At 69.3% G+C, this 13,540-nt stretch carries 10 protein-coding genes; 4 read left to right on the forward strand and 6 right to left on the reverse strand.

Features of this window, described 5'->3' with window-relative positions; all coding sequences use genetic code 11:
• Nucleotides 1–19 precede the first annotated feature (19 nt).
• Nucleotides 20–2,731 carry a magnesium-translocating P-type ATPase gene (gene mgtA, locus E5671_RS37685; RefSeq protein WP_160508544.1) on the reverse strand — a complete coding sequence of 904 codons (2,712 nt, stop codon included), beginning with the start codon at nt 2,729–2,731 and terminating at the stop codon, nt 20–22.
• A gap of 494 nt (nt 2,732–3,225) precedes the next feature.
• Between mgtA and E5671_RS37690 the strand changes: the two genes are divergently transcribed.
• Both E5671_RS37690 and valS read left to right on the forward strand, forming a co-directional pair.
• Nucleotides 3,226–5,283, forward strand: a complete 2,058-nt coding sequence (locus E5671_RS37690) for a phosphocholine-specific phospholipase C (RefSeq protein ID WP_160508546.1) — start codon at nt 3,226–3,228, stop codon at nt 5,281–5,283.
• Between the two features lie 110 nt (nt 5,284–5,393).
• Nucleotides 5,394–7,964, forward strand: a complete 2,571-nt coding sequence (gene valS, locus E5671_RS37695) for a valine--tRNA ligase (RefSeq protein WP_160508548.1) — start codon at nt 5,394–5,396, stop codon at nt 7,962–7,964.
• Between the two features lie 37 nt (nt 7,965–8,001).
• Here valS and E5671_RS37700 read toward each other — a convergent pair whose 3' ends face one another.
• Complete coding sequence (locus E5671_RS37700) at nt 8,002–8,217, reverse strand: hypothetical protein (protein ID WP_160508550.1); 216 nt, start codon at nt 8,215–8,217, stop codon at nt 8,002–8,004.
• A 226-nt stretch (nt 8,218–8,443) separates the two neighbouring features.
• Between E5671_RS37700 and E5671_RS37705 the strand changes: the two genes are divergently transcribed.
• Entirely contained in the window at nt 8,444–9,517 is a 1,074-nt protein-coding gene (locus E5671_RS37705; protein ID WP_202121420.1) for a terpene synthase family protein, read from the forward strand.
• Nucleotide 9,518: 1 nt separating this feature from the next.
• On the opposite strand, the gene E5671_RS37710 is transcribed toward E5671_RS37705, so the two are convergent.
• On the reverse strand, nt 9,519–9,992 hold the full coding sequence (locus tag E5671_RS37710) for a CAP domain-containing protein (protein ID WP_237330887.1): 474 nt from the start codon (nt 9,990–9,992) through the stop codon (nt 9,519–9,521).
• Between the two features lie 179 nt (nt 9,993–10,171).
• Here E5671_RS37710 and E5671_RS37715 point away from each other — a divergent pair, with 179 nt between their 5' ends.
• A complete protein-coding gene (locus E5671_RS37715) occupies nt 10,172–10,426 on the forward strand; it encodes a hypothetical protein (protein ID WP_160508554.1) in 255 nt (84 codons plus the stop codon).
• Between the two features lie 71 nt (nt 10,427–10,497).
• Here E5671_RS37715 and E5671_RS37720 read toward each other — a convergent pair whose 3' ends face one another.
• The 3 genes from E5671_RS37720 to E5671_RS37730 all read right to left on the reverse strand — a co-directional run bounded on the left by E5671_RS37720 (nt 10,498) and on the right by E5671_RS37730 (nt 13,352).
• On the reverse strand, nt 10,498–11,259 hold the full coding sequence (locus E5671_RS37720; protein ID WP_336605962.1) for an ABC transporter permease: 762 nt from the start codon (nt 11,257–11,259) through the stop codon (nt 10,498–10,500).
• Nucleotides 11,256–12,140 carry an ABC transporter ATP-binding protein gene (locus tag E5671_RS37725; RefSeq protein WP_443032755.1) on the reverse strand — a complete coding sequence of 295 codons (885 nt, stop codon included), beginning with the start codon at nt 12,138–12,140 and terminating at the stop codon, nt 11,256–11,258. The genes E5671_RS37720 and E5671_RS37725 overlap by 4 nt, the downstream gene beginning before the upstream one ends.
• 168 nt (nt 12,141–12,308) lie before the next feature.
• A complete protein-coding gene (locus tag E5671_RS37730) occupies nt 12,309–13,352 on the reverse strand; it encodes a polyprenyl synthetase family protein (RefSeq protein WP_160508558.1) in 1,044 nt (347 codons plus the stop codon).
• Between the last annotated feature and the right edge of the window lie 188 nt (nt 13,353–13,540).

The following is a 13,540-nucleotide window of genomic DNA, read 5'->3' on the forward strand; positions in this document are numbered from 1 at the left end:
CGCCCCTGGGCCCCCGGCGTCAGAGCCAGCTGCCGTACCGCCGGATGTACCGGCCCTTCACCACCTGGGTGAGCGTGCAGTACGCGAGCAGCGTCCCGATCAGCCACGGGAAGTAGCTCATCGGCAGCGGCTCCATCGACAGGGCCGGAGCCAGCGGCGAGAACGGCAGCCAGAGGCCGAAGGCCATCACCGCGCCCGTCATGAGCAGCACCGGCAGTGACGCGCGGGACTGGATGAACGGGATCCTGCGCGTGCGGATCATGTGAACGATCAGCGTCTGCGACAGCAGACCCTCCACGAACCAGCCCGTCTGGAAGAGGGTCTGCTGCGCGGGCGAGTTCGCCTGGAAGACGTACCACATCACCAGGAACGTGGTGATGTCGAAGACCGAGCTGATCGGACCGACCCGGATCATGAACCGGCCGATGCCCTTCGCGTCCCACGCGCGCGGCTCGCGCAGGTACTCCTTGTCCATCCGGTCCCAGGGGATCGACAGCTGGCTGATGTCGTAGCAGAGGTTCTGCACCAGGAGGTGGATGGCGAGCATCGGCTGGAAGGGGAGGAACGCCGAAGCGACCAGGACAGAGAAGACGTTCCCGAAGTTCGACGACGCCGTCATCTTGATGTACTTGATGGTGTTGCCGAAGGTCTGACGGCCCATCAACACGCCCTGTTCCAGGACCATCAGGTCCTTCTCCAGGAGGATGATGTCCGCGGACTCCTTGGCGATGTCGACGGCCGTGTCGACCGAGACACCCACATCCGCCTCGCGCAGCGCCGCCGCGTCGTTGATGCCGTCCCCGAGGAACCCGACCGTGTGCCCGTCGGCCTTCAGGGCCCGTACGATCCGTGCCTTCTGGACCGGGTTGACCCGCGCGAACACCGTGGTCGTACGGGCGAGACGGCGCAGCTCCGCGTCGTCGACCAGGTCCACCGTGGCGCCCGTGATCAACTCGCTGACGTCGAGGCCGACATCGGCGCAGACCCGCGCCGCGACCAGTTCGTTGTCGCCGGTGACGACCTTGACCGCGACGCCGTTGCCGGCGAGCGCGCGCAGGGCATCGGCGGCGTCCTGCTTCGGAGGGTCGAGGAACGCCAGGAACCCGACGAGAGTCAGGTCCGACTCGTCCGCCACCGTGTAGGTGTCGCGGTCGGCGGGCACCGTGCGCGTCGCTACCGCGAGGATGCGCAGGCCCTCGCGGTTGTGGCGCTCGCTGATGTGCGTGACGTGGGCGCGCAGTTGGGCGGTGAGTTCGACGCGCTCGCCGCGGTCCATGACGTGAGCGCACCGCTCGACGACCTCCTCCGCCGCGCCTTTGGTGACGATCGTGTGCTCGGCGGCCGGTCCCGACAGTTCCTCGCGGCGCAGCACGACGGACATCCGCCGTCGGGCGAAGTCGAAGGGGATCTCGTCGACCATCGTGAAGAGCCGGTCGACGACAACCTCCTCGGCCTCGTCGATGCGGTCGACGACCGCCTGATCCATGAGGTTGCGAAGGCCCGTCTGGAAGTGCGCGTTGAGGTAGGCGTATTCGAGTACTTCGCGGTCCTCGCGACCGCGGGCGTCGAGGTAGCGGTCGAGGACGATGCGGTCCTCGGTGAGCGTCCCCGTCTTGTCGGTGCACAGCACGTCCATCGCGCCCAGGTTCTGGATCGCGCCCAGCTGCTTGACCACGACCTTGTGCTTCGACATCGCAACCGCGCCGCGCGCCAGGTTCGCCGAGACGACCATCGGCAGCATCTCGGGGGTGAGCCCGACCGCCACCGAGATCGAGAACAGCAGCGCCTGGTCCCAGTCGCCCTTGGTGAAGCCGTTGATCGCGAAGACGATCGGGACCATCACCAGCATGAAGCGGATGAGCAGGAAGCTGACCCGCCCCACGCCGAGGTCGAAGGCGGTCTGCGGACGGTCGCCGGCCAGGACACCCGCCATCGAGCCGAAGTAGGTGTCCGCGCCCGTGGCGACGGCCACGCCGGTCGCCGTGCCCGAGGTCACCGACGTACCCATCAGGCAGAGGTTGTCGGCCTCGACCGGGTCGGCGGTCGTGCGCTGGCCGAGGTCGGGGGCGCACGTGTCCGCCTTGGCCGCCGGCAGCGACTCGCCCGACAAGGCCGCCTGGCTGACCATCAGGTCCTTGGCGGAGAGCAGCCGCAGATCGGCCGGGACCATGTCGCCCGCCGCGAGTTTCACGAGGTCGCCGGGGACGACCTGCTCCATCGGGATCTCTTCGGTGCCGGGCTGCTCGCTCCACCGGCGCTGGACCGCGCAGGAGGTGGTGACCAGCGCTTTCAGCGCCTGGGCCGACCGGGTCGAGCGGAACTCCTGCCAGAACCGCAGAAGGCCGCTGATCAGCACCATCGAGGTGAGGATCCAGACGCCGGGGTCGGCCGGGTCCTGCCAGTACATGACCGCCGCGAGCACGACCAGCACGCCGATGAAGGGGTTGCGGAAGGACTTGGCGAGCTGCGCCGTCCAGTGCGGTGGGCGCTCCTGGGCGACGACGTTCTCGCCGTGCCGCTCCAGGCGTTCCAGGACCTGGTCCTGGCGCAGTCCGCGGGTGCCCGTGCCGAGCTCCCGCAGGACGTCGCGGGCGGGCTTCGCGCTCAACTCGACGAGCCGTACGCCGACTTCGCGGGTCCGGGCGTCCAGCTCGGCGGCCTTGCGCTCGCGGTTGTTCACGGGGTTCTCGCCCGGCGTCGCCGGGCGTACCTGGGGAATCAGCTTGTTCATGGCAGACCTCCCTCCGTGCGGGGGCATGGCGAAGCACGCCCGTGCACAGGGACGTAGATGTATGTGATGGGTGGCGCCGTCAGCGGGCACGGCGCATCGCCGCGGTACGCGACCGCGGGTGCGGGACCGCGTGACGGAGAAAGAGGGAAAGGGGCGAGGCGGAGTTACGCCTCAGCCGCGAAGCGAATTCGCTTCAGTGAGACGTGACGCTGACGCAAGGACTTCCTTCGGGACTCATCCCGAACACCTCCTTGCGATCGCGGAACACGGAAGAACGCACCATCGAGCGGTGCAGGGCCAAGTCAGGCATGTCAGTACACATATGTCAAATACGGGACTTTGGTCCTTATAAGGTCAGGCCTTGTGTCCTGCCCACCAAGGGTTGGACTTCTCTTCACATCCAGGTCACAGCCCCTTCCCTGATCCTTGCTCCCCTTGAAACACTTCACCCGCTCACGTCCCCCACACCCCACATCACGAGGTCGAATCCACTCATGCCAGAACTCAATCGGCGCCGGTTCATGCAGATCGCCGGCGGCACCGCAGCTTCCGCGATGCTCACCGAGAGCATCGCCCGCGCCGTCGCTCTGCCCGCCCAGCGCCGCTCCGGTTCCATCGAGGACGTCGAGCACGTCATCGTCCTGATGCAGGAGAACCGTTCCTTCGACCACTACTTCGGCACCATGAAGGGCGTACGCGGCTTCGGCGACCCGCGCCCGGTGACCCTGCCCAGCGGTAAACCCGTCTGGAACCAGTCCGGCGGCGGCAAGGAAGTGCTGCCCTTCCACCCGGACGCCGAGGACCTCGGCATGCAGTTCATCGCGGGCCTCGACCACGACTGGGCGGGCGGCCACAGCGCCGTCGGCAACGGCAAGTACGACAACTGGATCGCCGCCAAGTCCGAGCGGACGATGGCGTACCTGACGCGCGACGACATTCCGTTCCACTACGCCCTGGCCGACGCGTTCACCGTCTGCGACGACTACCACTGTTCGTTCATCGGGGCCACCGACCCCAACCGCTACTACATGCTGACGGGCCACGTCGGCAACGACGGCAAGGGCGGCGGCCCCATCCTCGGCAACCAGGAGGCGGGCTACGACTGGACGACGTACGCCGAGCGCCTGGAGCAGGCCGGGGTCTCCTGGAAGGTGTACCAGGACATCGGCGACGGCCTGGACGCGGCCGGAAAGTGGGGCTGGATAGACGATGCGTACCGCGGGAACTACGGCGACAACTCGCTGCTGTACTTCAACAAGTACCGCAACGCCAAGCCCGGCGACCCCCTCTACGACAAGGCGCGCACCGGCACGAACGTGAAGGCGGGCGACGGCTACTTCGACCTCCTGAAGGCCGACGTGAAGGCCGACAAGCTGCCGCAGGTCTCGTACATCGCCGCGCCCGAGGCCTTCACCGAGCACCCGAACTGGCCGGTGAACTTCGGCGCCTGGTACATCGCGCAGGTCCTGGACGCGCTCACCTCCAACCCCGAGGTGTGGGCGAAGACGGCCCTTTTCATCACGTACGACGAGAACGACGGCTACTTCGACCACGTCGTCCCGCCGTACGTCCCCAAGGACGCCAACCAGGGCCTGTCCACCGTCGACACGGCCCTCGACTACTTCCCCGGCAACGCGCAGTACGCCGCAGGACACTACGGCCTCGGCCAGCGCGTCCCGATGGTCGTCGTCTCGCCCTGGAGCACCGGCGGATTCGTGAACTCCGAGGTCTTCGACCACACGTCGATCATCCGGTTCATGGAGAAGCGCTTCGGCGTGCGCGAGCCGAACATCTCGCCGTGGCGGCGCGCCATCTGCGGTGATCTCACGTCAGCCTTCGACTTCGCGGGCAAGGACACCGACCCGGCGCAGCTGCCGGACACCGACGCCTATGAGCCGCCGGACAACGAGCGCCACCCCGACTACGTGCCCAAGGCGCCCGCGAAGGGGAACCTGCCCAAGCAGGAGTCCGGCTCCCGGCCCGCGCGCCCGCTGCCGTACGCGCCGCTGGTGGACGGAGCCGGTGCGCCCGCCGACGGCAAGTTCACGCTCACCTTCAGCGGCGGCGACGCGGCCGGTGCCTGCTTCCACGTCCGCTCCAACAACCGTACGGACGGCCCCTGGACGTACACCACGGAGGCAGGCAAGAAGATCTCCGACACCTGGAACACGGCGTACTCGAAGGGTGCGTACGACCTGTCGGTGTTCGGCCCGAACGGCTTCCTGCGCGTCTTCAAGGGGCCCGGCAAGACCGCGGGCCCGGAGGTGACCGCCCGCCACGACAAGGCGACCGGCAACCTCAACCTGACCCTGAAGAACGCGGGAAGCGCCGACGTGAACCTCAGCGTCTCCAACGGCTACGGCGGCGCGGCACAGACCTTCAAGGTGAAGGCGGGCAGCACCGTCGAGCACACCGTCGACCTGCGGGCGAGCAAGCGCTGGTACGACGTGACGGTGAAGTCCGACGCGGACGCCACCTTCCTGCGGCGCTACGCCGGGCACGTGGAGACCGGCCGGGCCGGGGTCAGCGACCCGGCGATCGTCTCCGCCTGACTCCCCCAAAGGGCCGCCGCCGGACCACAGCTCCGGCGGCGGCCCTTTCGCGCGCCTGCCGTCGAAAACAGGAGGCCGTCAGATCCTGCCCGCGCATAGCATGCGGAGGCATGACATCCCCCCATCGCACATGCGCGGACGGCGTCCCCGACAAGCCTGTTCTCGACGGGCTCGAAGAGAAATGGTCGCGGCGATGGGACGAGGCGGGCGTATACGCCTTCGACCGCTCCAGGACGCGGGACGAGATCTTCTCCGTCGACACCCCGCCGCCCACGGTCAGCGGCTCCTTGCACGTCGGACACGTCTTCTCGTACACGCACACCGACACCGTCGCCCGCTATCAGCGCATGCGCGGCAAGGAAGTCTTCTATCCGATGGGCTGGGACGACAACGGCCTGCCGACGGAACGCCGCGTCCAGATCCACTTCGGGGTGCGGTGCGATCCCGCGCTGCCGTACGACCCGTCGTTCCGGCCGCCCGAGAAGCCGGGTAAGGAACAACTCCCCGTCTCCCGGCGGAACTTCATCGAACTGTGCCAGCAGCTCACCATCGAGGACGAGAAGGCCTTCGAAGAACTGTGGCGGCAGCTCGGCCTGTCCGTCGACTGGTCGCGTACGTACCGGACGATCGGCACCGAGGCGCGCGCCACCGCGCAGCTCGCGTTCCTCAACAACCTGGCGCGCGGCGAGGCGTACATCACCGAGGCGCCCACGCTGTGGGACATCACCTACCGCACGGCCGTCGCGCAGGCCGAACTGGAGGACAGGGAGCGGCCCGGCGCCTACCACCGGCTCACCTTCCACGGCCCGGACGGCCGGCCGGTCGCGATCGACACCACCCGGCCCGAACTGCTCCCGGCCTGCGTCGCCCTGGTCGTCCACCCTGATGACGAGCGCCACAAGGACCTGATCGGCGCGACGGTCCGCACCCCGCTCTTCGGCGTCGGTGTGCCGGTCGTGGCGCACCGCGCCGCTGTTCCGGACAAGGGCACGGGGATCGCGATGATCTGCACGTTCGGCGACACGGCCGACGTCACCTGGTGGCGTGAGCTGCGGCTCGCCACACGAGCGGTGATCGGCTGGGACGGCCGCTTCCTCGCCCAGCCGCCGAGCGGAGTCGAATCGGCACGAGCCGTCGCCGCGTACGCGCAATTGGCGGGCGCCACGGCGCACACCGCGCGGGAGCGTGTCGTGGAGCTGCTGCGGGCGAGCGGTGAACTGGAGGGCGAGCCGCGGCCCGTCACGCACGCCGTGAAGTTCTACGAGAAGGGCGACCGGCCCCTGGAGATCGTCACCACCCGGCAGTGGTACCTGCGCAACGGCGGCCGCGACGAGCGGCTGCGGGACGAACTCCTGGCACGCGGCGGTGAGTTGGCGTGGCATCCGCCGCACATGCGGGTGCGCTACGAGAACTGGGTCGGCGGCCTCAACGGCGACTGGCTGGTCAGCCGGCAGCGCTTCTTCGGCGTGCCGATCCCCGTCTGGTATCCGCTGGACGCCCACGGCGAGCCGGACTACGCCCACCCGATCGTCCCGGACGCCTCCGCCCTGCCCGTCGATCCGAGCGCGGAGGCGCCGCCCGGATACGAGGACGACCGGCGTGGCGTGCCGCACGGCTTCACCGGCGACCCGGACGTCATGGACACCTGGGCCACGTCCTCGCTCACCCCGCAGATCGCCGGCGGCTGGCGCTCGGACCCGGATCTGTTCGCGCGGGTCTTCCCCATGGACGTCCGGCCGCAGGCCCACGAGATCATCCGTACCTGGCTGTTCGCGACGGTGGTGCGCGCGCACGCCGAGCAGGGGGAGCTGCCCTGGCGTCATGCCGCGATCTCCGGCTGGATCCTCGACCCGCATCGCAAGAAGATGTCGAAGACCAAGTCGAACGCGGTCACGCCCGGGGACCTGCTCGCCCGGCACGGCTCCGACGCGGTCCGCTACTGGGCGGCGAGCGGGCGGCCCGGCACGGACACGGCGTTCGACGTCGGCCAGATGAAGGTCGGCCGCCGCCTGGCGACGAAGATCCTGAACGTCGGCAAGTTCGTCCTTGGCCTCGGGGCCGGGGACGGACCGGCGGCTCCGGTCACCGACCCGCTCGACCGGGCGGTGCTCGCCGAACTCGCCGCGACCGTCGAGGAGGCGACCGCGGCCTTCGACGACTTCGACTACGCGCGGGCGCTGGAGCGTACGGAACGGTTCTTCTGGAGCTTCTGCGACGACTACGTGGAGCTGGTGAAGGCGCGGGCGTACGGCGACCAAGGGGCGGGCGCGGGAACGGAGTCGGCGCGCGTGACGCTGCGGGCCGTGCTCGACGCGCTGGTCCGGCTGTTCGCGCCGGTCCTGCCGTTCGTGACGGAGGAGGTGTGGTCCTGGTACGCCCAGGGCTCCGTCCACCGCGCGGCGTGGCCCACTCCTGAGGTCCCTGCCGGAGCGGACGCGCAGGTCCTCGCGACGGCTTCGGAGGTCATCGCGGCGATCCGCAGGGCGAAGTCGGAGGCGCGGCTGTCCATGCGGGCGGAGGTCGCGGGCCTCGTGGTGACGGGGCCGCGGGTGAGCCTGGAGCGCTTCAGGGCCGCGGAGGCCGATGTGTGTGCCGCGGGGCGCGTCGGGGCGGTTGAGCTGAGGGAGAGCGGGGCCCGGCTGGAGACCGAGGTCCGCGTCCGGGCGGCCGACCCCGGCTGATCGTGTCGCGCCGGGGTCCGCTCTCCCTCGGCGGCTTCTATGACCTCGGGAACATGACGTCGCTGGCCGCGTTCACAAAGGGCGCGGCCATGCTGGCGAACGCCGACGCGCCCTGCGCGAGCGGCTTGAGAGGGTCGACCGAGGCTGACTTACCGCCGGGCTTTGGGTCGGCGGCGACGGCTGACGCACCGCTCTGCAGGGCGGCGACAGCTACGAGCAGGACAACGGCACGCTGAAAGGTACGAGATCGCATGCTTGCCTCAACGACGGGTGTTGCCCCTGGTCACAGGCGTGCCGAAAGTGTGATCTAAGGGGTAGCCGCGGGGCGCGAAGTCAACGGCGTATCTGCCGCCATTCCTTTGATGGATGCGGTCGGCTCTCGGGCACGTCTCGTCGCGTCGCCGCAGGAGGTCGCAGATGATCGTGACTCATCCCTCATCCCCCATCCCTCGTCCTTTCGCCGGAAGGTGCATGTCGCCATGGAATTGCGATTGTCCGAAGTGGAACTTCCGCCGCTCTACTGCCCGTTGGAATCCTCCCTGCACCCCCATGTCCGGGACATCGAAAAGCGAGCCGTGGAATGGATCGGGACCAGCGGTATGTGCGCGTCGGAAAAGGAGAAGGCGTGGGTCGTGGCGACCCACAGCGCTGACTTCTTCGCCCGTTTCGCTCCCGTGGCGGACGACGACCGGTTGCTGGCGGCCGTCCTGTGGGTCTACTGGGGCTTCGGGTTCGACGACGCGCGCTGTGACAGCGGACCGCTGAGCGGACGCCCCGCTCAGTTCAACGCCCTGGCGGGGTTGGTGCAGCGGGCATGCGAGACCGACTCGGCTTCGGCCGACGACCGGTTCATCGGAGCCCTGCAGGACATCATGCGTCGCTTCCGCTCCTTCGCCCCGCCCACGCAGGTGCACCGCTTCGTACAGGCACACCGGGCCTGGCTGTCGGGAGTGTCCTGGCAGATCGGCAACCAGGCGCTTGGCCGCATGCCGGGTCTCGACGAATTCCTCGCGATGCGGCTGTTGTCGGCGGGCGGTTTCCCCACGATGGCGCTGCTGGAACTGGCCACCGGAGCCGAGGTGCCCGACCGGGAGCTCCATCACCCGGCGGTGCGGGCGCTGACCGAGATGGCGGCCATGGTGGCCTCCCTCGACAACGACCGGCACTCGCTGCACAAGGAGATGAGCCACAGCCAGGCCGACCAGAACATCTACACCGTGCTCATGGCCGAGCGGGAAGTCCCGCTTCAGGAGGCCGTCCACCAGGCCAACGCGCTGCGCGATCGCATCCTGCGACGTTTCCTCCAGCTGCACGACCGCGTCAGGCCGGCCGCCGGGGCGGACCTCGCGACGTACCTGCAGGGTCTGCGGTACGGCGTGCGCGGAAACAACGAGTGGGGGATGCGCGTCCCCCGCTACCTCAGCCTCGGCCACTGGCCGGAGAAGACGGAGGACGCGAACATCACGTGGGCCGATGAACCGTCCGACCACCGTCCGGGACCGGTGGAGAACGCGCCCTGCGTCGCCTGGTGGTGGGACCGGGACCTCGGCTGACTCATTGGGGTGCGGCCAGATCCACCGCCCACCACGGGCCGTTGTCACCTGCCGCCACACCGACGCCCGCGTGGGTGTAGCGGCAGGCGAGGATGATGGCCCGGTGCGGGGGGCTGTCCATCCACCTCTCGACGGCGGCACCCGCGGTGGTCGGTCCGACGACCAGGACCTCGCCACTGGAAGCGGGCCGGTAGCCGGCCGCGCGCATCCGGTCGGCCGGACGGCTCCCGTCGTGCCCCCTGTGGGTGAGCCGCTCATGGCGGGCCATGTCGGCGCTGTGTCCCTGGGCGGCCCGGTTGAGCGAGTGCCGCAGCCGGATTCGCGGACATCCCGCTTCGGTACGGCGCTGGTTGATCTCGTCGGCCATGTCGTCCTGCGGGTCGCCAGCGGCGACGGGGTAGGGCGGCGGTCCGGGATCACGGGGTTCGGCCCGGGCCGACGGCGCGCAGAGCAGCAGCAACGCAAGGACATACATCACGCGGCGCACCGTCCGGCCTTTCCGGTCATCATTTTTCTTTCTTCCCTTTTCGCTTTCCCTTTTTCGGTGAGCTTCGAGAAAGTCGGCATCGTCTGGCCCGGTGCCAGTCGCGAAACTACTAGGCTGAAATCGTTCACTCTCCCTGCATTTCCCTTTCTTTCCGTAGGAGGACTCTGATGTCGTTGCGTCTTCGTCGTCTCGCTGTTGTGTCGCTCGCCGCTCTCGCCCTGACGGCCGGCGGCACGGCAACCGCCGCCGCCACGTCCCTGCCGCCCCAGGCCGTGACCTACCCGGGCCCGGGCGGCTACCCCGTACCCGGCGACCACGACCACGATCACGACCACGACGAAGAGCCCCTGCACGTCGGGCCGTTCGACGTCCCGCGCGAGGGCGCCGTCTCGGGCGGTTTCCGGTGGGACCTCGAGGACTAGGGGCGTTCCGGGCCGCGGCGGCCTCCTCCCGGATGACCGGGGGGAGGCCGTTCGTCTGTGCCCGGCCGGTCTCACCGCTTGAGGGTGGCGGCGCTCGCGACGAGCACGACGATCACGCAGGCCAGGATCAGCAAGGCGTCCCTGATGAACAGGCCGGTGACGCCGGAATGCCTGGCGGCCTCGCCCGCGGCTTGGACGGCGTAGGTCATGGGCATCAGCTGCGCCGCGCCCGACAGAGCTCCCTGCATCTGGTCGCGCGGCACGAAGAGCCCGCACACCAGGAACTGCGGCAGGACGCCCGCCGGCAGGAACTGCACCGCCTGGAACTCGTTGCGGGCGAAGGCGCTCACCAGCAGCCCCAGGGCCAGACCGAGCAACGCGCCGAGCATGGCGATGACCATCAACAGGTAGGCGGGGCCCTTGATGTCAAGGCCCAGCGGTCCGATGGACAGGAGGGTGGAGAGCACCGCCTGGGCCAGTGCCAGGAAGGTGAAGGCGAGGCTGTAGCCGAGCACGATGTCCAGTCGCCTTACCGGCATGGTGAGCAGTCGCTCGGCGGTGCCGGTGGTGCGTTCTCGCAGGGTGGAGACGGACGCCACCAGATACATCACGATGACCGGGAAGATGCCGAAGACCTGGGGGCCCACTCGCTCGAAGGTGGACTCCGAGTCGTGGAACATCAGCTTGAGCAGCACCATCAGCATGCAGGGAATGCCCAGGAGCAAGGCGGTGCTGCCCTTGTCGCGCGAGATCTGCTGCAGGACGCGCAGAGCTGTCGCACCGGTGATGGTGGGAGAGAAGGGCAGCCGGTCGACCAGACGGGAGTGGTTCACGAGCGGGCGTCCGTGGCGAAGTAGGCCCGCTCGGCTTCGGGCGCCGACGCCTGGTCGAGCAGCCCGGGGACGTCGGTCAACAGGCTCTGTGCGGCGGCCCGTTGCCGGGCGCGTGCGTCGGCCGTGGCGGAGGCCTGCACCAAGTGCATGAACGCCTCTTCCACATCCGTACATCTGGTGTGCCCCAGGAGCGTGGCCCGGTCCGCACTGGCAAGGAGGCGACCGGAGCGCATCAACAGCAACCGGTCGCAGCGGTCGGCCTCGTCCATGGCATGACTGGAGATCAGCAGCGTCGTGCCCTCCGCGGCCAGCCGTTGGAACACCACCCACAGCTCCCGGCGCACCATGGGGTCGAGACCGACCGTCGGTTCGTCCATCACCAGCAGGGCGGGCTTGTTCAGGAGCGCGACGGCGAGCGAGACCCGTGAGTACTGGCCGCCCGAGAGGCGGGTGACGAGCTTGTCGGCGTAGTCGGCGAGGTCGACCTCCTTGACCACGCGGACCACCGCGTCCTCTCGACGCCAGCCCCGCATCCCCAGGGCGGCGGCGAAGTACCGCAGATTCTCGAGGACGGTCAGGTCCGCGTACACCGAGGGGGCCTGAGTGACATAGCCGACGCGGGTCTTCAGCTGCCCGGCGCCGGCCGCGTGCCCAAGCACCTGGACGTGGCCCGCCGTTGCCTGCTGTACGCCCACCACGGAACGCAGCAGCGTCGTCTTCCCGCAACCGCTGGGACCGAGCAGGCCGACGACGCAACCGCGGGGGATGGTGAAGGTGACGTTCGACAGAATCGTCTGGCTGCCACGGGCCACGTGCAGCCCGTAGGCGGAAACGGCCGGAAGATCGCCCGGGAGGTCTGGACTTGGCTCGGTCTGCTGCACGACATCCCCGCGTTTCTTCACCACGTTCCGTTTCGCGCGCCACGCCACAGCAGGGCAGATGCCACAAAACGGCCACCGCACGGACAACGGCCCACCCGGGCCAAAGTCACGCCCGCGCGCCGCTCCTCTTTGGGGCAGCCCCTGGTCAGGTCTGTGGGCAGCCCCTGGTCAGGAGTCCCTGCGGATCATCGCCCAGGCGATCTCCTGCAACTGCCGGTAGGCGTCCGCCGTCGGCCGGGCACACGACAACGCCCTCAGCGCGGCGGACATCTGGCGGTGCGCCTCCCGCTCGGCTGCCTGCCGGCCGCCTGCCTTCTCCACCAGTTCGCGCATCAGGGCGATGTCCTGTTCCCCGAGTGGGTGCGGCGAGCCGTACAGGGCCCGCAGCTGGTCCGCGGCCGAGTCGGTTCCGGCAAGGGCCGCCACCACGGGAAGTGACTTCTTGCGCGCCGCCAGGTCCGCTCCCACCGGCTTCCCGCTACGCGCGGTGCGGCCCCAGATGCCGAGCAGGTCGTCGGCGCACTGGAAGGCGACGCCAAGGCAGCGGCCGAACTCCCGCAGTCCGCGGACCCGTTCGCCGTCGGCGCCTGCGAGGACGCCGCCCAGTGCGCAGGCGCAGCCCATCAGCGATCCGGTCTTGCCCTCGGCCATGGTCAGGTACTGCGCCACGGACACCTCGGACGCCTCTTCGAAAGCCACGTCGAGGCTCTGGCCCTCGACCAGTTCGAGCATGGCCCGGACGAGTTCTTGCACCGCTGCGGCCGCGACAGGGGCGGGCGTCTCGGTGACGGCACGCATCGCGGCGACAAGGAGAGCGTCACCGGTCAGGACCGCCGACGGAGTGCCGAACACCGACCACGCGGCCCGCCGGTGGCGGCGCAGGGCGTCGCCGTCGATGACGTCGTCGTGGAGGAGAGTGAAGTCGTGCACCAGCTCGACGGCCACCGCGCCCGGCAGAGCGCACCGGGCGTCGCCGCCGACCGCCACCGCGGAGAGGAGCGTCAGCGCAGGCCGGACCGCCTTGCTTCGACTCGGCACCGCCGGCACGGGCGCCCCCTCGGCGTCGCACCACCCGCGGTGGTAGCGGGCCACTCTCCTCTCGGGTTCAGGGAGGGCGGCCACCGCCGCCGAGAGCGCCGGAAGAAGCAGGTCGTCGACCCACCCGAGACGTGGGAACACGGCACCCGGGACGGGATCGGTGAGCTGCGACATGCACTACTCCTCACAGGCATAAGGGAGATGGCGCCTGCGGCCGCGCCACGTGCGCTCAGTCAATCGGCGGCGCCGACCGCGAAGACGGCGCGGCACTCCACCGCTCGAAAATGATCACTGGGGCGGACCAGCCTTCATACGGTGGACTCAGCCGACCATCGCAAGATGCCTGTCTCCGCCGGTGAGTC

Origin of the sequence: Streptomyces sp. BA2 (assembly GCF_009769735.1) — a bacterium.
Classification (GTDB): domain Bacteria; phylum Actinomycetota; class Actinomycetes; order Streptomycetales; family Streptomycetaceae; genus Streptomyces.

What these genes read in the sequence shown, in the direction of transcription:
- mgtA (WP_160508544.1), bottom strand. Translation starts at nt 2,731, where the DNA reads ATGAACAAGCTGATTCCCCAGGTACGCCCGGCGACGCCGGGCGAGAAC.
- E5671_RS37690 (WP_160508546.1), top strand. Translation starts at nt 3,226, where the DNA reads ATGCCAGAACTCAATCGGCGCCGGTTCATGCAGATCGCCGGCGGCACC.
- valS (WP_160508548.1), top strand. Translation starts at nt 5,394, where the DNA reads ATGACATCCCCCCATCGCACATGCGCGGACGGCGTCCCCGACAAGCCT.
- E5671_RS37700 (WP_160508550.1), bottom strand. Translation starts at nt 8,217, where the DNA reads ATGCGATCTCGTACCTTTCAGCGTGCCGTTGTCCTGCTCGTAGCTGTC.
- E5671_RS37705 (WP_202121420.1), top strand. Translation starts at nt 8,444, where the DNA reads ATGGAATTGCGATTGTCCGAAGTGGAACTTCCGCCGCTCTACTGCCCG.
- E5671_RS37710 (WP_237330887.1), bottom strand. Translation starts at nt 9,992, where the DNA reads ATGTATGTCCTTGCGTTGCTGCTGCTCTGCGCGCCGTCGGCCCGGGCC.
- E5671_RS37715 (WP_160508554.1), top strand. Translation starts at nt 10,172, where the DNA reads ATGTCGTTGCGTCTTCGTCGTCTCGCTGTTGTGTCGCTCGCCGCTCTC.
- E5671_RS37730 (WP_160508558.1), bottom strand. Translation starts at nt 13,352, where the DNA reads ATGTCGCAGCTCACCGATCCCGTCCCGGGTGCCGTGTTCCCACGTCTC.